16 protein-coding genes are annotated in these 22,196 nt (G+C 69.3%); 12 read left to right on the top strand and 4 right to left on the bottom strand.

The window, feature by feature from the left end:
- The first annotated feature begins 16 nt into the window (after window positions 1-16).
- The 6 genes from G4D83_RS43495 (at window position 17) to mxcL (ending at window position 5,985) form a co-directional block, all read left to right on the top strand.
- Entirely contained in the window at window positions 17-1,276 is a 1,260-nt protein-coding gene (locus tag G4D83_RS43495) for a hypothetical protein (protein ID WP_163870858.1), read from the top strand.
- A gap of 133 nt (window positions 1,277-1,409) precedes the next feature.
- The gene (locus G4D83_RS43490; protein WP_163870857.1) at window positions 1,410-2,099 is read left to right on the top strand and encodes a MotA/TolQ/ExbB proton channel family protein; all 690 of its coding nucleotides are present in this window, start codon (window positions 1,410-1,412) and stop codon (window positions 2,097-2,099) included.
- A gap of 2 nt (window positions 2,100-2,101) precedes the next feature.
- A complete protein-coding gene (locus tag G4D83_RS43485) occupies window positions 2,102-2,560 on the top strand; it encodes an ExbD/TolR family protein (RefSeq protein ID WP_163870856.1) in 459 nt (152 codons plus the stop codon).
- Complete coding sequence (locus G4D83_RS43480) at window positions 2,547-3,377, top strand: TonB family protein (protein ID WP_163870855.1); 831 nt, start codon at window positions 2,547-2,549, stop codon at window positions 3,375-3,377. Before G4D83_RS43485 ends, G4D83_RS43480 begins: the two co-directional genes overlap by 14 nt.
- A gap of 40 nt (window positions 3,378-3,417) precedes the next feature.
- Complete coding sequence (gene mxcK, locus G4D83_RS43475; protein WP_240357152.1) at window positions 3,418-4,650, top strand: myxochelin export MFS transporter MxcK; 1,233 nt, start codon at window positions 3,418-3,420, stop codon at window positions 4,648-4,650.
- A 66-nt stretch (window positions 4,651-4,716) separates the two neighbouring features.
- On the top strand, window positions 4,717-5,985 hold the full coding sequence (mxcL, locus tag G4D83_RS43470; RefSeq protein ID WP_163870853.1) for a myxochelin B biosynthesis transaminase MxcL: 1,269 nt from the start codon (window positions 4,717-4,719) through the stop codon (window positions 5,983-5,985).
- Window positions 5,986-6,041: 56 nt separating this feature from the next.
- Here mxcL and G4D83_RS43465 read toward each other — a convergent pair whose 3' ends face one another.
- On the bottom strand, window positions 6,042-6,863 hold the full coding sequence (locus G4D83_RS43465; protein ID WP_163870852.1) for a siderophore-interacting protein: 822 nt from the start codon (window positions 6,861-6,863) through the stop codon (window positions 6,042-6,044).
- A gap of 279 nt (window positions 6,864-7,142) precedes the next feature.
- Between G4D83_RS43465 and G4D83_RS43460 the strand changes: the two genes are divergently transcribed.
- The 3 genes from G4D83_RS43460 (at window position 7,143) to G4D83_RS43450 (ending at window position 11,368) form a co-directional block, all read left to right on the top strand.
- Window positions 7,143-8,840: an alpha/beta hydrolase gene (locus G4D83_RS43460; protein WP_163870851.1), complete on the top strand. Its 1,698-nt coding sequence runs from the start codon at window positions 7,143-7,145 to the stop codon at window positions 8,838-8,840.
- A 63-nt stretch (window positions 8,841-8,903) separates the two neighbouring features.
- Window positions 8,904-9,722, top strand: a complete 819-nt coding sequence (locus G4D83_RS43455; protein ID WP_163870850.1) for a DUF481 domain-containing protein — start codon at window positions 8,904-8,906, stop codon at window positions 9,720-9,722.
- 71 nt (window positions 9,723-9,793) lie between these two features.
- Window positions 9,794-11,368, top strand: a complete 1,575-nt coding sequence (locus G4D83_RS43450; protein ID WP_163870849.1) for an AbgT family transporter — start codon at window positions 9,794-9,796, stop codon at window positions 11,366-11,368.
- A 4-nt stretch (window positions 11,369-11,372) separates the two neighbouring features.
- Here G4D83_RS43450 and G4D83_RS43445 read toward each other — a convergent pair whose 3' ends face one another.
- Window positions 11,373-12,701 carry a DUF2254 domain-containing protein gene (locus G4D83_RS43445; protein WP_163870848.1) on the bottom strand — a complete coding sequence of 443 codons (1,329 nt, stop codon included), beginning with the start codon at window positions 12,699-12,701 and terminating at the stop codon, window positions 11,373-11,375.
- Window positions 12,702-12,796: 95 nt separating this feature from the next.
- Entirely contained in the window at window positions 12,797-13,156 is a 360-nt protein-coding gene (locus tag G4D83_RS43440) for a hypothetical protein (protein WP_163870847.1), read from the bottom strand.
- A gap of 115 nt (window positions 13,157-13,271) precedes the next feature.
- Between G4D83_RS43440 and G4D83_RS43435 the strand changes: the two genes are divergently transcribed.
- Window positions 13,272-14,714, top strand: a complete 1,443-nt coding sequence (locus G4D83_RS43435) for a hypothetical protein (protein ID WP_240357151.1) — start codon at window positions 13,272-13,274, stop codon at window positions 14,712-14,714.
- 18 nt (window positions 14,715-14,732) lie between these two features.
- On the opposite strand, the gene G4D83_RS43430 is transcribed toward G4D83_RS43435, so the two are convergent.
- The gene (locus tag G4D83_RS43430; protein ID WP_163870845.1) at window positions 14,733-16,100 is read right to left on the bottom strand and encodes an MFS transporter; all 1,368 of its coding nucleotides are present in this window, start codon (window positions 16,098-16,100) and stop codon (window positions 14,733-14,735) included.
- A 235-nt stretch (window positions 16,101-16,335) separates the two neighbouring features.
- On the opposite strand from G4D83_RS43430, the gene G4D83_RS43425 reads away from it, so the two are divergent.
- Complete coding sequence (locus tag G4D83_RS43425; RefSeq protein WP_163870844.1) at window positions 16,336-17,379, top strand: LLM class flavin-dependent oxidoreductase; 1,044 nt, start codon at window positions 16,336-16,338, stop codon at window positions 17,377-17,379.
- 199 nt (window positions 17,380-17,578) lie between these two features.
- Window positions 17,579-22,183 (top strand): type I polyketide synthase, encoded by a 4,605-nt coding sequence (locus G4D83_RS43420; protein ID WP_163870843.1) that lies wholly within the window; start codon window positions 17,579-17,581, stop codon window positions 22,181-22,183.
- The last annotated feature ends 13 nt before the right edge of the window (window positions 22,184-22,196 follow it).

The following is a 22,196-nucleotide window of genomic DNA, read 5'->3' as shown; positions in this document are numbered from 1 at the left end:
CGAAAGGCATTCACCCATGAAGATTCGCTCGTTCTTCCCCCTGTCGCGCATCACCGCCGCGGCGCTCGCGCTGTCGCTGTTCGCGGGCTGCAACGATGACGACGACGACAAGGATCCGGATCCGACGCCCGGCACCGGCCCCATCTACGCCGCCATCACCCAGGTGAGCGCCGACAACGAGTCGCTGAGCTATGTCGTCCTGACCGACAAGGTCGACGCCACCACGCCCCTGTCGCTCGAGAACGCCATCGAGGTCCCGGGCCGCGCGCTGGGCTCGGGCATCGCGAAGAATGGCCTGCTGTACGTGAGCAGCAGCGAGGGCGCCGTCGTCACGCGCTACACGCTGACGGCGAACGGCACGCTGGAGAAGGACAAGGACTCGCAGGGCCGCGACGCCGAGGTCAGCTTCCAGGGAAGCGGCGTCAGCTCCATCGGTGAGTACCAGCACCAGTTCCAGTACGTGTCGGAGACGAAGGCGTATTACGTCGACGGCCGCTCGGGGAAGGTCATCGTCTGGAACCCCACCGCGATGACGGTCACCAAGGCCATCACCCTGGAAGGCCTGGCCGTCGAGGGCGCGCTGAGCACCTTCGCGTCGGCGCCGGTGCGCGTGGGCGGCAAGATCATCATCCCCATCGGCTGGCGCCCGAGCGCGAGCATCGGCATCACCAAGCAGGCCGGCGTCATCGTGGTGGACACGGCGGCGGACACGGCGAAGATCGTGACGGACGACCGCTGCGGCTATGTGCGTGACGGCGTCGTCGGTCCGGATGGCCTCGTCTACCTGGCCACCGAGGCGTACGGCGCGGCCGTGTATCGCACGGCGGGCCCGGAGACCACGCCGGTGCCCTGCCTGCTGCGCTTCAACACGCAGACCGAGACCTATGACACGGACTTCTTCCGCGAGCTGGGCGACCTGACCAACGGCAACGCCACGGGCTCCCTGCTGCGCGGCCCCAACGGCACCGCGTACCTGCGCGTCCTGGACGAGACGTCCTACACCGTCGTCCCGGGCACGCACCCCCGCGCCGTGGCCAGCGCGTCCGCGTGGCGCTTCTGGCAGCTGAACCTCAGCACCTTCGTGGCCACGCAGATCACCACCATCCCCGCGTCCACGGGCAGCACGTTCCTGTATGACGTGACGGACAGCCGCACGCTCTTCACGGAGTTCACCAACAACTCCTCCGTGACGAACTTCCGCGACCTGACCAGCCAGAACGGCGCGGTCGCCTTCAGCACGCAGGGCCTGGTCTTCTCCTTCCTGCAGCTGCGCTAGTCCCCTTCATTCTTCCGTGGCGCCGGGTGCGGAGGTCGCATCCGGCGTCATGGAAGCTGGCTTCAACGCAACCCCATGACACCCGACGCTGCGATGACGAGTGGTCATCCCGACGACGCCTGAGAGACCGACCATGCACATCGTGGAAATCGTCAAGGATGTCTTCGTGCAGTGGGGTGCCAACTGGGTGCTCTGGCTGCTGTTCGCCCTGTCGCTGGTGAGCATTGGCATCATCATCGAGCGGTGGATTGTCTTCCGCAGCAAGCAGGACCTGGTGCGCGAGCTGTCCGGCGCACTGGAGGAGACGCTGGCGAGCGGCGACTTCCCCTCCGCCATCTCCAAGCTGGAGAAGCGCACGTCCGTGGGCGCCACGGTGGCCCGCGCGGGACTCCGGCTGGCGCCGCAGGGAATGACGGCGGCGGAGAAGGGCATGCAGAGCGCGCTCGCGATTGAGCGCTCCACGCTGGAGAACCGGCTGGCCTTCCTGGGAACGCTGGGCAACAACGCGCCCTTCATCGGGCTGTTCGGCACCGTCATCGGCGTGCTCCTGGCCTTCGAGGCGCTGAGCGAGACGACGGCCGGCGCGGTGGTGGGCAAGACGAGCCAGGTCGCCTCCAACGCGGTGATGGGCAGCATCGCCGAGGCGCTGGTCGCCACGGCCGTGGGCATCGGCGTGGCCCTGCCCGCGGTGGCCGCCTACAACTACTTCCAGCGGCGCATCGCGAGCATCCTGTCGGACGCCGAGGCCCTCACCAACCTGGTGCTGGCCTATGTCTCCGCCCGTGAGCGGGCGATGGCGCGCTCCTCCACCGGGGGCGCCTGAACATGGCGGGCGGAACACAGCCCCGCGGCGGCCTGATTGAAGGCATCAACGTCACGCCGCTCGTGGACATCATGCTGGTGCTGCTCATCATCTTCATGGTGACCGCCCGGCTGGTGGACAGCCCCGCCGTGCCCCTGGATCTGCCCAAGGCCTCGCAGAGCGAGGACGTGCAGACGGTGTTCGCCGTCTCCATCACCGCCACGGGCCAGCTCCTGGTCAACGGCGAGGGAATCACGGAGGCCGCGCTGCGAGACAGCGCGAGGCGCGCGCTGGCGAAGGACCCCGAGCTGCGCGCGGTCATCCAGGCGGATGGCGCCGTGCCGCACCGGCAGGTCATCGCCGTGTTGGACCAGCTCAAGGAAGCCGGGCTCACGAAGGTGGCCTTCGGCACCGTGCGTCCCGCCGAGCCGGCGACGCCCGAGACTCCCGCGACGACGGAGGACGGGCGTGTCATCCCCTGACCCCACGTCGCGCCCCGACGCGAGCATCGCGAGCATCATCCTGGGCCCGCCGCCTCCCCGGCGGCGCACCGGGTTGCTCTGGGCCATGGTGGCCACCGCGTCGTTGCACGGCGTCGCGGGCGTGCTCGCGTACCAGGCCTGGCGCAAGGGCGAGTCCCCGGCGCCCAAGGTCGCCCAGAAGAAGCAGACGCTTCAAATCGACCACGTGGTGGACCTGAAGCCTCCCCCGCTCCCGCCCGAGCCCCCGCCTCCTCCACCCCAGCGCATCACCAGGGCGGACCCTCCGCCGCGAGTGAAGACGCCGGGCCCCGCGCCCCGCGAATCGTCACGTCCCGCGCAGGCCGAGCCCGCGCAGGCGGGAGCCGTGGTGGCCGCGAAGGAGCCGGCGGCCCCGCTCGACTTCACGGACTTCGAGATGACGAGCGGGGACGCGCCTCGCTATGCGGGAGGCGTGACGGCGTCCACCGGCCGCTCGGCGACGGCGGTCGACACCGTGCCCGCGGGTGACACTCGGGGCCAGGGCACCGGTGGAAGCCGGGCGCGCTCCATCCAGCTCGCGGCGCGAAGCTGGAGCTGCCCGTGGCCGAAGGAAGCCGACGCCCTGCGCATCGATGACCAGCTCGTCGTGCTGCGCGTCGCCGTGGACGCCGACGGTGAAGTGACGTCGACCGAGCTGCTGTCGGACCCGGGGCATGGCTTCGGCCAGGCGGCCCTGGCCTGTGCGCGCAAGGCGCGCTTCGACACCGCGCTGGACCGCGATGGCCGGCCCTACGCGGCGACCTCCCCTCCCATTCGGGTCCGGTTCGTCCGCCCTTGAGCCTCGCGGCCCCCGCCGCGCGCGACACCTGGAGTCCTTCGTGAACGCCGCATCTCCGCCTCGACAGGCCCGGCAGGAAAGAGCGCTGACCCTGCTGCTCGCCGGGGTTCAGTTCAGCCACCTCCTGGACTTCATGATCATCATGCCGCTGGGGCCGGAGTTCATCCGGCGCTTCGGCCTGACGACAGCGCAATTCGGAGCGATGGTCTCCTCGTACACCCTGGCCTCCGCGGCCATGGGCGTGCTGGGCCTGTTCTGGTTGGACCGGTTCGACCGCAAGCGCACGCTGCTCGCCATCTACGCGGGCTTCATCCTCTCCACGTTGGCGTGCGGCGCGGCCACCGGCTACGTGTCGATGCTGGTGGCGCGCTCGCTCGCGGGCGCGTGCGCGGGGCTGATGGGCGCGGTCATCATGGCCATCATCGCGGACGTCGTTCCTCCCGAGCGACGGGGCCGCGCCATCGGCACGGTGATGTCCACCATCGGCCTGTCCGCCGTCGCGGGTGTTCCGCTGGGACTCGCCCTGGCGAATCTGTTGGGCTGGCGCGCTCCGTTCTGGGCCATCTGCGCGCTGGCCGCGGTGCTGTGGCTGGGGCTGTTGAAGGTATTGCCGCGCCTGGACCAGCACCTCTCCCGGAGCGCCGAGGAGACCCGCCAGAATCCCCTGTCGACGCTGGCCGCGCCGGGCCTCGCGCTGGGCTGGCTGCTCACCTTCAGCGTGGCGTTCGCCAGCTTCCTGCTCATCCCCTACCTGGGCACATACATGGTCGGGAACCTGGGCCTCGCGCAGACGGACCTGCCGTGGGTGTATCTGGCGGGCGGCGCGGGGACGCTCGTGTCGGCGAAGCTGGTGGGCCGGTTCACGGACCGGCTCGGCCCGGGCCGGATGCTCGCGTTGCTCCTGGTGGGCACCGTGGGCCCGCACCTGCTCTTCACCCACCTGTCGCCCTCGCCGCTGCCCGTCGTCATGGGCGCGTTCGTGATGTTCATGGCGCTCACGTCCACGCGGGCCATTCCCACCATCGCGCTGGTGACGGCGCGCGTGCCGCCCGCGCTGCGTGGCCGGTTCCTCGCGGTGAACATGGCCGCGAGCGACGGCGCCTCCGGCCTCTCCGCCTGGGTGAGCGGGCTGCTCATCGCGACGTCGCCGGAGGGCGCGCTCATCGGCTTCGGGCAGGTGGGCTGGATTGCCGTGGCGGTGACGACGCTCTCGCTGTGCCTGCTCTGGACGTTGGGCCGTAGCGCCATGGCGCTGAAGGCCGCGACGACCTGAGCCCCTGCCTCCTCCCTGAAACCTGAACCGCGGTACGCGACCCCCGAATCAAGCAAAGGAAGCCTCATGGACATGCCCGTCAGGAAGCACCCCTCCCTCCCTCGCCCCATCCTGGGTGAGCTGAAGCTGGAGCGCTCGAACCAGCTGCTCGCCGAGGCGCGCAAGACGGTCCCCGGCGTCACCCAGTCGATGATGAAGAAGCCGGAGTTCTTCGCGCCCGGCTCCTTCCCCGTGTTCCTCGCCAAGGGCCAGGGCGCCCTGGTGGAGGACGTGGACGGACAGGAGTACATCGACTTCATCAGCGGCCTCGGCGCCAACATGCTGGGCCACAACCACCCCGCGGTGGTGGACACCATCCGCAAGCACCTGGAGGAAGGCGTCCTCCACTCGCTGCCCACGCCCGTGGAAGTGACTTCCATCCAGGCGCTGCTGGAGCTGGTCCCCGGCGCCGAGCAGGCCCGGTTCTTCAAGACGGGCGCGGACGCGACGTCGGCGGCGGTGCGCCTGTCGCGCTACGTCACCGGCAAGGAGCGCATCATCACGGTCGGCTACAACGGCTGGCACGACCACTTCATGTTCGACACACCGGGCGTGCCGGCCGCGCACGCGGGCCTGACGACGCGCCTGCCGCTCTTCACGCCTCCGGACGAGGCGGTGCTGCTGTCCACCATCGAGAAGCAGGCCAGCCAGTTGGCGGCGGTGATTCTCTCCATCCCCTACAACCGCGTGCTCACGTCCGCGTTCATGCAGCAGGTGCGCGCGACGTGTACGGCGAATGGCGTCCTGCTGGTCATGGACGAGGTCGTCACCGGCTTCCGTCTGGCGATGGGCGGCGCGCAGGAGTTCTTCGGCGTGCAGGCCGATATCGTCTGCATGTCCAAGGGCATCGCCGCGGGCATGCCGCTGTCGGCCATCTCCGGCCCCGCGAAGTACCTGAGCAAGCTGGCCGACCTCCAGGTGTCCACCACCTTCGGCGGTGAGCTGCTGACGCTGGCCGTGACCGAGGCCGTCCTGAAGTTCTACAAGAACGGCAACCACATCCAGCACGTGGCGAAGCTGGGCCGCAAGCTGCGCGAGGGCATCAACGCCCACGCGGAGGCGGTGGGCTCGCCGCTGCGCGTGCTCGGCTACGACTCGATTCCCTTCTTCCGTTACTCCACGGACATGGTGGAGCACGCGAAGCTGATGACGCCGTTCCAGGGCGGAATGGCGCGCCGGGGAGTCCTCCTGCGCCGTGATGTGAACTTCCCCGGGGCCGCGCACACCGAGGAGCAGATCGACTACACGGTGGAGATGGCGGGCGAAGTGCTGCGCTCGCTCGCGAAGCCCGCGTAGCCTTCGTCGCGAGTCCCGGGGAGGTCGAGGTGATTCAACCTCCCCGGGGCGACGACTCAGTTCTGCGAGTCGTGGTGGTGGTCCGACAGGCCGCGCTTCCAGTAGCCGGTGACGCGGACCCAGCTCTTCTTCGTGCCCCGCTCATTGAGCAGGTGGTCGCGGATGGGGCGCATGGAGAGCGACTCACCCGACACCCAGGCGAAGTAGTCGCCGGGCGGGAAGTCGAGCCCGCGAATCGCCTGGTTCAGCAAGTCCGTCGTCCCGGCCTCCGCGCCATCGCGGTGCAGCCAGGTGAGCGTCACGTTCGCCTTGGTGTCGAACTTCTGCTCCTCGCTGGCGTCCGACACCTCGATGAAGACGATGGCGCGCGCCCCCGCGGGCAACTCCTCCAGCCGGCGGCCGATGGCGGGGATGGCCGTCTCGTCGCCCGCGAGCAGGTACCAGTCGAAATCGTTGGAGACGAACAGCGAGCCCTTGGGCCCGCCCACGCCGAGGAAGTCTCCCGGCTTCGCCTTCGCCGCCCAGGACGACGCGGGCCCGGAGCCGTGGAGGACGAAGTCGATGTCCAGTTCGCCCGCCACCGCGTCATGGCGCCGGGGCGTGTAGTCACGCGAGTCCGGCTTCTTCTCACCCGGCTGCAGCACCGGACCGGTGGGCCCCATGGTGGGGATGACCGGCTTGAGCTTCCCCTCCTCCGGGAACAGCAGCTTCACGTGGTCGTCGGCACCCTCGCTGTTGAAGCCCTGGATGTCCTCGCCCCCAAAGGTGATGCGCACCACATGCGGAGTGATGCGAGCGACGCGCAGCACCTCCAGCAGTCGGAACTTCACGGGGAAGGGTCCCCGACGGAACACCTTCTCGCTCACGCTCGTCGTCACGCCGCGCTCCTCTTCTCTTCACGCTGCCTTCAGGCCCGCCCCGAGGAACGGTCCGACAGCCAAGACTACGATATTGACTCGCAATTTCATTACCACAAGAGCGCGGGTTCGTCTCCAGCGTTGAGGGCCTGATGGGCGGGAAGCTGGAGCCTGGCTGGGGGGCAACAGGCGAGCAGGCACGCGCCCGCGGTCTCCCGCCGCTCCTTGTGTCCAGCCCTACCCTCCTTGCACGAGGGGTGCGGTGCGGGTCCGCGAGCGTGCTTCCCCGGGGGGATTCACATGGAGCGCCTACTTGATCGCGCCGCGCCGCAACCGTTGGCACGGGGTGTCTGGCGTGGGAGTCGGACCGCGTCCCGGTGGCTCCACTACACGCTGCCGGGGGCTTGGGCGGCGCTCGCGTTCGCGTGTCTCTCCTTCACCCCGTCCCTGCTGCCACGAAGCGGTCCCTTCCAAGGACTGGTCAGTGGCATCAGCGCGGTCATCGGCTATGGGCTGGGAGTCCTCGGCGCGTGGCTCTGGCGCGAGTTCGCCAACCGTCCCGCGCGTGTCGCGAGTCTCCGTGCCTGGCGTGGCTTCTTCATGGTGGGAAGCGTGGCCCTGGTCGCCGCGCTGGCGATGGGCTGGCATTGGCAGGCGGGCATCCGCGAGCGCATGGGGATGCCCCACCCTGGCCGGGCCGGCTACCTGTTCGCGCCCTTCGTCGCGGCGCTCCTCTTCTTCCTGCTCGTCGCGGCGGGACGGGGCCTGCGCGCCCTCTATCGTCGCCTCGACGCTCGGCTCGCGCGACACATCGGCCCGCGTGCGGCGCGCGCGACGAGTGGCCTGGTGGTGGCGGCGCTCACCGTCCTCTTCGCCAGCGGCGTGTTGTGGGACGGACTCATCTCGCTGGCGGACCGCACGCTGGCCGTGCAGGACAAGACGACCGCGGAGGGCGTGCATCCCCCGCGCAGCGCGCTGCGCTCCGGTGGCCCCGGCTCGCGCGTGGGCTGGGAGACACTGGGCCGCGAGGGACGGAACTTCGTGGGCCGGGGCCCCTCCGTGGAGGAGCTGTCGGCGCTCACCGGCACCACCGCGAAGGAGCCCATCCGCGTGTATGCCGGCTACGCGTCCGCGCCGGATGCGGAGGCGCGCGCGGAGTTGGCGGTCGAGGACCTGGAGCGCGCCGGCGGATTTCAGCGCGAGTACCTGCTCGTGGTGACGACGACGGGCAGCGGCTGGGTGGTACCGGAGTCCGTGGACGCCTTCGAGTATCTGACGGGCGGCGACTCCGCCATCGTCTCCATGCAGTACTCACATCTGTGGTCGTGGCTCTCCGTCCTGGTGGACCAGCAGCGGGCCCGCGAGGCAGGAAGGGCCCTCTTCGACGCCGTCTACGAACGGTGGTCGCGACTGCCCGAGGGTCAGCGCCCGAAGTTGCTCGTGTTCGGGGAGAGCCTGGGCTCGTACGGCGGCGAGACGGCGTTCAGTGGTGAGCGGGACCTGGCCAACCGGACGGACGGCGCGCTCTTCGTCGGTCCGCCCAATTTCAACACGCTGTATCGCGAGTTCACCGACCAACGCGATGCGGGCAGCCCCGAGGTGGAGCCCATCTACCGCGACGGGCGCATCGTGCGCTTCAGCCGTCGCCCGGGTGAGGAGATTCCTCCGGCGTCCGCGCCGTGGGGCGACTCCCGGGTGCTATATCTCCTCCATCCGTCGGACCCGATTACGTGGTGGAGCCCCGGGCTCCTGCTGCGGCGTCCGGACTGGTTGCGGGAGCCACGTGGCGACGATGTCTCGAGCGCGATGGTGTGGCTGCCCTTCGTGACGTTCTGGCAGGTGACAGCCGACCTGCCGCTCGGGATGGAGGTCCCTCAGGGCTACGGGCACGTCTACACGGGCGAGCACGTGGACGGCTGGCTCGCGCTGCTGCGACCCGAGGGCTGGACGAACGAGAAGACCGCGCGACTGAGGGAGCATTTGCGGCCCGAGCCATGACCAGTTGGCTGCCCTCGCGTTCCATTGCGTGCCCCGTCACCCATGCCGAGTGTTTGCCGGAACATGAATCCGCTCCTCCTCCTGCTCTCTGTCCTGGCACAGACTCCCACGCCGTCGTCCGACGCGGCGGTGGAGGACACGCCGGCACGACAATGCACCGAGGACGAAGAGGAGGACATTCCTCCCTGGACCGGCTCCTTCGGCGTCGGCTTCTCATTCCTCTCGGGCAACAGCCGCTCCTACACGCTGACGGCGAACGCGCTGGCCGAGTACGAGTCGCCCAAGTGGGCGCTCACGCTGGAAGCCGATGGGGCCTACGGGAAGGCCGCCTCGGCGGATGAGGAAGAGCGGGAGCTCATCGCGGAGGCGCTCGGAGCGTGGGTGCGCGGAGAGTATCGGGCCACGCCCCTGCTCAGCGCGTATGCGTACCTGGGAGCGGAGACCGACCACCTGTCGAGCCTCGAACTGCGCGCGGAAGCCGAGCTGGGGATCGGCTTCACCTTGCTGGAGCGTGAGAAGCGCAAGTCGGACGAACTGTTCCTGCGGGCCTACCTCGGCGCGCACTACGCCCATGACCGCAGGTTCCAGTACGTGCCCACGCGGAAAGACCTCCCCGGGGTGGACCTGTGGTCGCCCTCGCTCGCGGTGATGTTCCGCTATGACATCAACGAGCGGGTGGAGCTTCGCGAGTACGCCATGCTCCTCCCGGACGTCTTCGGCGACACGCGCGTGCTGCTGACCTCCACCACGAAGCTCTCCGTGAACCTGACCGGGCGCTTCGCGCTCACCACGTTCTTCGACGTACGGCATGACAGCTCGCCCGCGGAGGGAAAAGCCTCCACGGACACCGCGCTCACCGTGGGTGGAGAGCTGACGCTTTGACGCAGGGGGCTCGCGCATCGTCGCGGGAATGAGCGGCAGCGTGTCCCCGGAAGGAAAGGATCGGGACGACCATGAAGGCAGCTCATTTCAACGATTCGATGCCGGACCGACAGTCGGAGACACCGCCCAAGAAGAAGGGACTGGAGCGGATCCTCGACACCGTCGAGCGGGTGGGAAACAAGGTCCCCCACCCCGCCGTGATTTTCGTCGCGCTGATTGGCATCGTCATCCTGCTCTCCCATGTCTTCTACATGATGGGATTCAGCGTCACCTACCAGACCATCAATCCGGAGACCCACGTCCCGGAGCAGACGACCGCCGCGGCGAAGAGCCTGCTGACGGGCGACGGCCTTCGCTTCATGTTCGAGGGCGTCGTCCAGAACTTCATGAACTTCAACGCCGTGGGCGTCATCATCGTCGCCATGCTCGGCGTCGGTGTCGCTGACGCGGCGGGCCTGGTGGCGGCACTGATTCGCAAGCTGGTGGCCGTCGCGCCTCGCAAGGCGCTGACGTACATCCTCGTCTTCGTCGGCATCCTGTCGAGCATCGCGGCCGATGCCGGGTATCTGGTCCTGATTCCCCTCGCGGCAGCGGCCTTCCTCACCGTGGGGCGTCATCCCCTGGCGGGTCTGGCGGCGTCCTTCGCGGGCGTGGCGGCGGTGTTCACCGTCAACATCCTCATCAAACCGCTCGACGGCATCCTGACGGAGATCACCAACGACGCCATCCACATCCTCAATCCCGAGCGCTCCATCGACCTGACGGCGAACTTCTGGTTCTCCGTCGCGTCGGTCATCATGTTGACCTTCATCGTCTCGTTCATCACCGACAGGGTCATCTCTCCCCGACTGGGTGAGTACAAGGGCGAGAAGCCGGACGCGGCGGGTGCGACGATGAGCGCGGACGAGTCGCGCGGGCTCAAGTTCGCGGGGCTGGGGGTGCTGGCGGTCTTGGTGTTCTTCGGGCTGCTGACGCTGCCGCCGGGGGCGCCGCTGCGCAATCCGGAGACGGGCGCCATCGTGGGCGACTCGCCGTTCATGAACGGCCTGATTGTCGCAATCACCCTGCTGTTCCTCGTGGCGGGCGCGGCCTACGGCATCGGCGCGAAGACCATCAAGAGCAGCGTCGACGTCATCAAGGCGATGGAGAAGGCGGTGTCGGGGCTGGGCTCGCTCATCTTCCTGCTCTTCATCATCAGCCAGTTCATCGCCCTGTTCACGTACACCAACATGGCGACGCTCGCGGCCGTGAAGATGGGTGACTTCCTGGAGGACGCGGGGCTCGGGGCGCTGCCGTTGCTCGTCGGGTTCGTCGGCGTCGTCGCCGTGCTGGACCTCATCATGACGGGCGCCATTCCGAAGTGGGCCATCTTCGCCCCCGTCTTCGTGCCGCTGCTGATGCGGCTGAATGTCGACCCGGAGGCCGTGCTGGCCGCGTACCGCGTGGGTGACGGTCCGTTCAACGCCATCTCACCGCTGAACGCCTACTTCGCGTTGATCGTCACCTTCGCCCAGAAGTACCAGAAGGAAGCAGGCGTGGGCACCATCGTGGCGCTGATGTTGCCCTACGTCGTCGTCGTCTTCATCGCGTGGATCCTCCTCCTGGTGGCGTGGCAGGTGCTGGGGCTGCCATGGGGCCTCGGGTGAGGACTCAGTGAGCGTCGTCCCATCGCGGTGGGTCCAGCGCATATGACGCGCGGACCCGCCGCGCTTCCGTGAGCAGGCGGTGGAGGCGCTCGCGCGCTGGAGGCTCCTGCGTGGCGGCCTCCGAGAGCACGCGAGTCACCAGCGCCTGGGCCGCGCCACGGTCCTCCTCGTCCTCGGCGGTCAGCCCCACCGCGAGGGCGATCTGCAGCACCTCCTCGAGGACCTCGGGATTGCCCATGGCGTGGTGGAGGGGACCATCGACCGCGAGGAAGAGATAGTCGCGCAGGCGCATCCCCGCGACGGACGCCCGCACCTGGCCGTCGGAGTCGACCACGTTCCAGTCCCCCAGCGGCAGGTGCCCCAGTCGACGCAGCACCGAGCGGACCTGCTGCAGCGCCTGTCGCGCCGTATAGGCATCGTTCGCGGAGGAAGAGAGCGCCCGGTTGGCGACATCGACCAGGATGCGAATCCCGAGCGCGGGGTCGCAGTCGGGCTCGCGCGCCGGGGTGAGGATGAGGGCGCTCCCCAGGCCATGCATCGCGCGAGGGTCCATGTGCCCTGGAGCTTCCGGCACCACCCAGCCGACGACCGAACCCGCGTCGAGATAGTCCCCTACCAGGGCGTCGATGCGGGTCCGCACGCTCCACTTTCGTGCAAGTCGCGTGAGCCGTCGGAGGTCGACCTCGGTGAGGTAGCCCGAGGATGGCACCATGAGCGCGATGGACTCGGGAGGCAGCGTCAGCGTCGCGGTGGGGTCCAGCGGGAGTCGGCTCAGTCTCGCGCGGATGCGTCGCTCCGCCGCGGAGACCACCAGGTCCTGGACGAGGCCGAGGACCCGCTCCACGCGCATGTAGCGGAACGTGCGAATCATGCAGAGGCTCAGGGCCACGAGCGCGCAGAGGACCAGGATGAAGGCCCCCGAGAGGACGGGGCGTGGCCGAACCGCTTCATCCGCGATCAGCCCCAGCTCGCGCACGGACACGAGGATGAACCCACTGGAGAGGCAGAACAGGGGGATGGCCCGGCGCAACGGCGCGCTCTTCAAGTAGAGCGGGACCAGCCGGGGCGAGTACTGGTTCGCCGCGGATTGGATGACGGGGGCATTCAAGGAGAGGACGACCGTGAGGACGGTGATCTGCAGTCCGAACAGCGCCGTGAGCACGGAGCGCGTCTCACTGGGGTCGCCTCGCCATGCCTGCCCGAAGAAGGGCGAGGCGCTGTCCGACTGGATGCGCGACAGCTCCAGGCCCAGCATGCCGCCGATGACGAGCGCGGCGAGGAGCAGCAACCAATACGGGTCCCGGATGAGCCTGCGGAGACGGCGGGCGACCATGCGAACTCCCTCTCGCTCAAAAGGGAAAGATGGTCCTGCCCGACACGGCACGCAGCAGACGCACGGCCGGGCCACGGCCCGTGCTCTCGGGCGCCCTACCCCGCGTCCGCTTCGAGCAGCGCCGCGAGGAACAGCGAGTAGGTCAACTCCGCCACCGGCCGCTTCTCGCGGCGCGCCTGGGTGCGCAGCGCCTTGGGCAACGAGCACGGCTTGCCGCGCTCTCCATCTCGAAGCTGGACGTAGCCTCTCTCGGAGTAGCCGAGCACCTGCCAGCCGCGCTGACACATCGCCTGGGCCAGGTCGTCGGTGAGCTGGTGGTGGATGGCCTTCGCCAACGGATGCTGGCCGAAGATTTCACTCGACCACTGGCCCTCGTCTTCACGCCAGCCGCGCGCCCGCAGGTAGTTGGCCTTCCGCGCGAGGGAGAGCCCTCCGACATGGCGCTCGAGTTTCATGGCGTCGGCGTGGAGGATGACTCAAACCCCGCTCCGCGTAAGCAACTGCTTTACTTGCGCACAGCGACAGAGTGCAATTGCGTGAATTTCTTGGAGTGGAGCTTTCGAGATGTCCATGAAGCCGGAGTCGGTCCCCAGCTCGATGTTCTCCGAGGAGACGCGCGCGCTGCACGGTGAGCTGTCCGCGGCGGCGGTGGCGTTCCTGAAGTTCGCGGAGCGGACTCCGGAGGCCTTCGAGAAGCACCGGTTCGGCAAGTTCGAAGAGTCACCGCTCATGTATTACGAGCTGCACCGCTGGCCCATCCTCATCGACGCGCGCCGCAACCGGGAGCTGGAAGATGTCTCGGTGAAGCTCAGCCGGCTCGTCAAGCGCGGGCCGCGCCTGCTGCTCGGCGGCGACCCCGCCCTCGTGTCCGACTACTTCGGCCTCCCGCTGGAGCGGGCCCGCGTGGCTGTCGAAGCCCTGGCCCTCACGGAGGACGCGCGCGGTGTGCTCAGCCGGGGAGACTTCATCGACTCGGCGGACGGGCTGAAGTGCCTCGAGGTCAACATGATGGCGGGCCTGGGTGGCTGGGAGACGGCGCTCAAGGCCCAGGTGGTGATGGACCAGCCGGTGCTCCAGCGCTTCACCCAGGAGCAGGGCCTGCGCATCCAGCTCCAGGACACGCTGCGCGCCTTCCTCGCCCACGTCCTCGACGACGTGCGCCGCACCGTCACCTGGGAGGGCGAGTGCAACCTGGCCGTGCTCTTCCCGGACAACGAGCTGCCGGACCCGGTGGGTGTCGAGATGGCGACCCTGTTGCTCAACACCACGTTCGGCGAGCTGCTCGAAGCGGAAGGCGCGAAGGGCGAGGTGCTCATCGGCACCTATGGCGAGGTCCAGGACGCGGAGGGCCACTGTTTCACCATGCGCGGCCGGCGCGTGCACGCCATGCAGGAGCACGACGCGCGGGACAGGCTCGAAGTGGTGGGACTGCCGTTCGATGCGCGCGTCCGCGCGGCGCTCTCCGCGCGCACCCTCTGCCTCTACAACGGCCCCGCGCAGGAGCTGCTCGACGACAAGCTCAACATCGCGCTGCTGTCGGAGAACGAGGACGCGCCCACGCTCTCCGCCGAGGAGCGCGACCTCATCCGCCAGCACATCCCCTGGACGCGGCGGCTCCTTCGCACCCACAGCCTTCGCGGGGGGGAGCGCGTGTGGTTGCCCGACCAGGTCACCGCCGACAAGCGCGAGGGGCTCGTGTTGAAGGCGGGCCGCGCCTACGGCGGCAAGTCGGTGCTCATCGGTCGCTCGATGACGGCCGAGGCCTGGGACGCGGCCGTCCTGGAGGCGCTGGCCAGCGGAGGGTGGATCATCCAGGAGCGCGTCGAGCCCCGCCCCTACCACTTCATGCGGGACGACGGCTCCGTGGGCCCCCACATCCTCATCTGGGGCTCCTTCGTCTTCGGCGAGCGCTACGGCGGGACGATGGTGCGGATGAACCCGATGGGCCGTGGCAAGGACGTGGTCAACGCGACGCAGGGCGCGCTGATGTGCGCGCTCGTCGTCGTCGAGTAGCGGCTCCGAGGCCCCGTCTCACGCCGAGGTCGGCGTCGGCTGGGGCCCCACGCTCGCGGGCGGCTCGCGCAGGACATCCGGCAGCTCCAGCTCCACGTTCCTGACGCGGGGAGACAGCCACGCCACCAGCACGTTCACCGCGCACAACACACCCAGCACCAGGTAGAGCAGCGCGATGCCCCGCCCCGGGCCTACGCCGAGCATGGGGCCCAGCCGCCCCGACAGCGCGCCGCCTTGAGCCATCCAGGGCTCGAAGAGGCCGTCCGCCAGCGGCCCGGACACCAGCGCCGCCACCGGAGGCGTGGACAGGGCAATCATCCGACGCACCGCGAAGACCCGCCCCTGCAGGTCCGAGGGCACCTTGCTCTGCCAGATGGACTGAGAGCACCCCATGACCCCTGGGGCGGTGAACATGAAGACGAACGCCGCGCCGGCCACCACCGTGGCGGAGGCAGGCAGCGCCGCCGCGAACAGGGCCAGCCCAGCCAGCAGCTCGAAGCCAAGCACCCCGAGGATGCGTCGCCGCGGCCCGCCCCATACGCTCATCAAGAGCGCCCCCATCAACACGCCCATGCCTGAACACGAGGCAATCCAGCCCAGGGTCGATGCGTCAGCAAAGCTCAAGACCAGGGGTGTGATGAGCACCGTCACCAGGCTCACGAACAGGTTGGCCACGGCGATACATGTGAGCAGCCCCAGCAAGCCGGGTCTCTTCTGGATGAAATCCCACCCCACCGCCACCTGCTCCAGCAGGGATGCCCGGACCGCGTGCGCGGCGCCGCGCTCGGGCTGGGGGAACCCCACGCACAACAGCACCAGCGCCGAGAGGAAGAAGGACCCCAGGTTGATGAGCAACACCCCCTGCAGCCCGATTCGCACCACCAGGAGCCCCGCCAGCGCGGGCCCCCCGAGCTGACCGATTCCCAGGGCCAGCTCAATCAGCCCGTTGGCCCGCCCCAGGTGCTGCTTGGGCACCAGCAGCACCGTGGAGGCCGAGTAGGCCAGGGCCCGGAACGTCCCCGCCGCCGAGCACACCGCGATGGGCAGGTACAGGTGCCAGCTTCGCAGGGCCCAGAGCCCCGCCCCGTCCGCCATCAGCATGAGCCACATCAGGAGCATGGTGAGCCCCGCCCCCACGTCCGCCAGCATCATGATGCGGCGCCGGTCCCACCGGTCCACGACGGCTCCCGCCACGGGGGATATCAACACCATCGGCAGGAACGAGAAGAACGACGCGAGCGAGTACTCGGTGATGGAGTCGCTGCTCCGATACACGTGGACCATCACCGAGAAGCCAGCCAGCGCCGAGCCCAGGGACGAGACCAACTGCGCGAACCAGGTGAGCCCGAAGACCGCGGGCGGGTGCGTGATGACGCGTTGGTACATGGGAGGGCGCTGATAACAGGTCGCGACGCGGGTGATGAAGGAACCCGCGAGTCCACGAGTCCTCCAGGTTGTCACATTTTCTCGGACTTCAATCAAAATCAGCCAAGCCATATTTATCTTGGCTGACAGTGCTATTATAGTGCCCACCCCCAACGAAACGCGGTCAACCCGACCCCTCGGCCCGTGGAGTCAGCGGCCTCCGAGGCGGTGGTTTGCCCGGGGAGAAATGCTCGCCGTGAAGCTCAGTGTTCTTGATCATTCCATCGTCGCCCGAGGCAGCACGACACATGAGGCTTTCCGGAACACGGTAGAGCTGGCCCGGACGGCGGAGCAGCTCGGGTATCACCGCTTCTGGGTGGCTGAGCACCACGGCTCCGGACACTTCGCCGGGGTGGCGCCTGAAATCATGGTGGCGCACGTGGCCGCGGCGACGTCGCGCATCCGCGTGGGCACCGGCGGCGTGCTGTTGACGAACTACAGCCCCTTCAAGGTCGCCGAGGTCTTCCGGCTGCTGGAGGCGCTGCACCCGGGCCGCATCGACCTGGGCATCGGCCGGACCTCCGGCAGCGCGGACCTGGTGGCCAAGGCGCTGGCCTACGGCGTGCCCGCGAGCAACGAGAGCTTCCCGACGAAGCTCGAGGACCTGATTGCGTTCCTCTCCGGGAGCGCGCCCGCGACGGCGGACTTCCAGGCGCTGAGCTTGAAGACGATGGCGCCGGGGATGCCGCAGCTGTGGGCGCTGGGCTCGGGAGAGCAGAGCTCCGTGCTCGCGGCGCGGCTGGGAATCTCCTTCTGCTTCGCCCACTTCTTCAACCCCATCCACGGCGGTCCCGTGACGCGGGGCTACCGCGCGAAGTTCCAGCCGTCGCACGTGCAATCGGCGCCGCGCTCCTCCGTCAGTGTGTACGTCATCTGTGCCCCGACAGAGCAGGAAGCCCGGCGCATCGCACGAAGCAGCGACCTGCTGACCATCAACACGCGCAAGGGGCGCAACGAGGAGCCCATTCCTTCCGTCGAGGAGGCGGAGGCGTATGCCTACACACCCGAGGACCAGGCCACGCTCGAGTTCGACCGCAAGCGCGTCGTCTGCGGGAGCCCGGCTCAGGTGAAGGAGACCCTGCTGAGCATGGCCGCGGACTTCCAGGCGGACGAGCTGATCATCACGACCATCTGCCACGACCACCAGGCCCGGCTGCGCTCCTACGAGCTGCTCGCCGACGCGTTCTCCCTCACGAACCCCCGTGAGGAAGCCCCAACCCCCGTCCGAACGGGGACGTGAGTCGCGCCCGGGGGTGACGACCCCGGAAGAGTTCTCGTCGGTGAAGGCCACCGCGCTTTCGCCGGGAGCACCCCACGCTTGAAACCGTCAACCGGCGTCTTCCGTATATTTCCGTATATTGCGAGGCCCCCTTGACTCCGGGTTCGGCGCGCAAGCCCCAGCTCAACGACTCTTCCTCGATGTGAGTTCTCCGACTGACATGAGCGATGCCAACCTGAATGAGGGCGATGCCCTGGCCATTGCCATCGTCGGCATGGCGGGCCGCTTCCCGGGCTCCCCCGACGTGGCGACGTACTGGCGCAACCTCTGCGACGGCGTGGAGGGCATCCGCTTCTTCACGGACGACGAGCTGCGCGCGCGGGGCGTCCCCGAGGAGCGGTTGAAGCAGCCAGGCTTCGTCCGGGCCGGGGCGGTGTTGGACAACGTGGACGCCTTCGACGCGGGCTTCTTCGGCTACTCGCCTCGCGAGGCGGCGCTGATGGACCCGCAGCACCGCATCTTCCTGGAGTGCGCCTGGGAGGCGATGGAGCACGCGGCTCACGGACTCGACACGGAGACGCGCTCGGTGGGCGTGTTCGCCGGCATGAGCCTGAGCACGTACCTGCTCTTCAACCTGCACACCCACCCGGAGCTGCTCGAATCGGGCGACAGCTTCCAGGTGATGATTGGCAACGACAAGGACTTCCTGGCGACGCGGCTCGCGTACCACCTGGACCTCAAGGGCCCGAGCCTGGACGTGCAGACGGGATGTTCCACGTCGCTGGTCGCCACGCACCTGGCCTGTCAGGCGCTGCTCGGCTTCCAGTGTGACGTGGCCCTCGCGGGGGGCGTGTCCGTGGACATGCCCCAGCGGACCGGTTACGTGCACCAGCCCGGCGGCATCGCATCACCGGACGGGCACTGTCGCCCCTTCGACGCGGAGGCCCAGGGCACCCTCTTCGGCAGCGGCGTGGGCGTGGTGGTGCTCAAGCGGCTGGAGGACGCGCTCGCGGACGGCAGCCACATCCACGCCGTCATCCGCGCCACCGCCATCAACAACGACGGCGCCTCGAAGCTCGGCTTCACGGCCCCCAGCGCCGAGGGGCAGGCGGAGGTCATCGCCCGGACGCACGCCCTGGCGGGTGTGACGCCGGACACGGTGGGCTTCGTGGAGACGCACGGCACCGGCACGTTGCTGGGAGACCCCGTGGAGGTCTCCGCGCTCACGAGCGCGTTCCGCGCGGGCACCGAGGCCAAGAGCTTCTGCGCGCTCGGCTCCGTGAAGTCGAACATCGGCCACCTGGACGCGGCGGCGGGCGTGGCCGGCCTCATCAAGGCGGCGCTGACGGTGGAGCACGGGCAAATCCCTCCCACCCTGCACTGCCGCACGCCCAACCCCAACATCGACTGGGCTCAGAGCCCCTTCTATGTGAACGCGACCCTGAAGGACTGGCAGCCGAAGGGCCACCGGCGCCACGCGGGCGTGAGCTCCTTCGGCATCGGCGGCACCAACGCGCACGCGCTGCTGGAGGCGCCGCCTCCGCCGCCTCCGTCCGGCCCCTCGCGGTCCTGGAAGCTGGTGGCGCTCTCCGCGAAGAAGCCGGGCACGCTGGACACGCTCGGGCAGAACCTGGCCACGCACCTGGGCGCGCATCCCGAGCAGGACCTGGCGGACGTGGCCTACACGCTCCAGCTCGGCCGCAAGGCGTTCGCGCATCGGCGCGTCATGGTCTGCGAGAACGGCCAGGACGCGGCCACGGTGCTGACGGATGGCGCTCCCGAGCGGGTCTTCACCGGCATGGCGAAGGATGGCGGGCGTCCCGTCGTGTTCCTCTTCCCCGGCGGCGGTGCCCAGCACATGCGCATGGGGCAGGAGCTGTACGAGAAGGAGCCCGCCTTCCGCGAGGCCTTCGACGCGTGCGCCGCCCTGCACCAGCGACGAGGGGGGCCGTCGCTGCGCGCGGTGCTCTATCCGCCGGGTGAGTCGGACGCCTCGGCGCCCCTGCCCCGCCCGTCCGTGGGCCTGCCCGCGCTCTTCACGGTGGAGTACGCGCTGGCGAAGCTGTGGGAGTCCTGGGGCGTCCAGCCCGAGGCGATGATTGGCCACAGCATGGGCGAGTACGTCGCCGCGTGTCTCGCGGGCGTCTTCTCGCTGGAGGACGCGCTGGCGCTGGTGACGGAGCGCGGTCGCCTCTTCGAGCAGCTCCCCTCGGGCGCGATGGTGAGCGTGGCCCTGTCCGAGCAGGAGCTGCTGCCCCTCTTGAACGAGCGCCTGTCCGTGGCCGCCGTCAACGGCCCCACGCAGTGCGTGGTGGCGGGCGACACCGCCTCGGTCGACGCGCTCTCGACGGAGCTGGCGGCGCGGGGTATCGAACACCGGCGCGTCCACATCGACGTGGCGGCGCACTCGCATCTCATCGACTCCATCCTTCCGGCGTTCTCCTCGTTCGTCGGTCGCCTGAAGCTGCTGCCTCCGAAGCTGCCCTTCGTGTCCGGCGTGACGGGGACGTGGGTGACCGAGGAGGAGGCGACGAATCCGAGCTACTGGGTGCGGCACCTCCGCCAGACGGTGCGCTTTGGCCCCGGCCTGCGCTGCTTGATGGAGGACCCCTCGCGCGTGCTGCTGGAGGTGGGCCCTGGACGGACGCTGGGCTCGCTCGCGCGCCTGCAACTGGAGCGCGATCAACAAGCGGTGGTGCTCACGTCGATGCGCGCGCCTCGCGAGCCCGGCTCGGACCTGCGCTTCGTGCTCACCACGCTGGGCCGCCTCTGGGTGGCGGGGGTGCCGGTGGACTGGAATCGGCTGCATGCCGGCGAGAAGCGTCGGCGCGTGGTGCTCCCCACCTACCCCTTCGAGCGCAAGCGGCACTGGCTGGAGCCGAAGCCGAGGAGCGCCATGGTGAGCGCGGAGGCCTCGCTCGCGCGTCACAAGGACGCCTCCGACTGGTTCTACCTGCCGTCGTGGAAGCGGACGCTGGCCCCGCGCCCGCCCGCCGCCACGCTGGGACACTGGCTGCTCTTCGTCGACGAGCGAGGCCTGGGCGACGCGCTGGCCGCGCGGCTCATGGAGACCGGTGGCCGCGTCACCCGCGTGAAGCAGGGCCCCGACTTCCGCCGCCTGGAGGACGGAGACTACGAAGTGAACCCGGGCCGCGCGGACTCCTACGCGGCGCTGATGGCCGCGCTCGCCGAGGACGGGACGAAGCCCGAGCGCATCATCCACCTGTGGAGCACGGAGGCCGCCGTCACGGGACTGGCCGGCATCGAGCGCGCCCAGGACACCGGATTCCTCAGCCTGCTCTTCCTCGCGCAGGCGCTGGGCGGACAGGGCACTCCCGGACAGGTGCACCTCACCGTGGTCTCCACGGGGGTGCAGGCCGTCAGCGGGCACGAGTCGCTCGCGCCCTCCAAGGCCACGCTGCTGGGCGCATGTCGCGTGCTGCCCCACGAGGTCCCGGGCCTCACGTGTCGAAGCATCGACGTGGAGCTGCCCGAGGGACCGAAGGAACTCCAGACGCTGGCGGCACGGCTGGCGGGCGAGGTGTGCGCGGCCTCCTCCAACGGCGCTTTGGCGCTGCGAGGGGCCCAGCGCTGGGAGCAGGCGCTCGAGTCCGCGCGCCTCACGCCTCACGAGCCTGGGACTCCGACGCGGCTGCGCTCGGGCGGCACGTACCTCATCACCGGTGGCCTGGGTGGCATCGGCCTGGTGCTGGCGGAGTCCCTCGCGCGCAAGGTGCAAGCGAAGCTGGTGCTGGTGGGCCACCGCGCGCTGCCGGAGCGCGCTGCCTGGGATGCGTGGCTTGCCACGCACGACGCACAGGACACGGTGAGCCAGCGCATCCGCCGGGTCCTCGTGTTGGAGGCGCTCGGGTCCGAGGTCCTGGTGCTCCAGGCGGACGTGGGAGACCTCGGGCAGATGGCGGAGGTGCTGCGCCGCACGCGAGAGACCTTTGGCACCCTCCACGGCGTCATCCACGCGGCGGGTGTTCCCGCGGGCGGACTGGCGCAGCTTCGCGGCCGGAAGGCGGTGGAGGACGTCCTGCGCCCCAAGCTCCAGGGCACGTGGGTGCTGAACGAGCTGTTGAGCGGCATGCCGCTCGACTTCCTCATGTTGTGCTCGTCCCGCACCGCGTTCACCGCCGAGCCCGGGCAGATTGACCACTGCGCGGCGTGTGCCTTCCAGGACGCCTTCGCCCACCACGCCTCGGCGACGGGAGGCCTGCCGGTGGTCTCCCTGGGCTGGGACACCTGGCGCGAGGTGGGCCAGGCCGTCACCACGCAGCTCCCCGACGGGGCCAGCGCGCTGCGCGAGGCGATGCTCGCCCACGCCCTGTCCCCCGCGGAGGGCGTGGACGTGTTCGAGCGCGTCCTCGCGCAGATGCCCACGCACGTGGTGGTGTCCACGCAGGACCTGCGGGCGGCGATGGCTCGCAGCGCCTCGTTCCTCCAGGACCTGATGGGCCCGGCCCAGACGGATGACTCGGCCCCGGTGGAGCGCGCGGTGCTCGCCACCATGGACGAGGCGGAGCGCGAGCTGGCGGACATCTGGCGGCGCTTCCTGGGCGTGGAGAGCGTGTCGCTGCACGAGAACTTCTTCGAGCTGGGTGGCAACTCGCTGATTGGCCTCAAGGTCATCAACGAGGTGAAGCGCCGCTTCGGCACGGACGTCCCCGTCGTCGCGCTCTTCGAGAATCCGACGTTGAGCGCCATGGCACGGCTGCTGACCCGAGGGCAGGAGCAGGCCCCGACGACGAACACCAGCGACCGGAGGAGCCGTGGGGCGCGGCGCCGGGAGCAGATGCAGCGCCGCCAGTCCGGTCATTGAGGGGGAGGATTCA

The sequence above is a fragment of the Myxococcus eversor genome, assembly GCF_010894455.1.
GTDB lineage: Bacteria > Myxococcota > Myxococcia > Myxococcales > Myxococcaceae > Myxococcus > Myxococcus eversor.
This window is presented reverse-complemented; position numbering and strand designations above follow the sequence as displayed.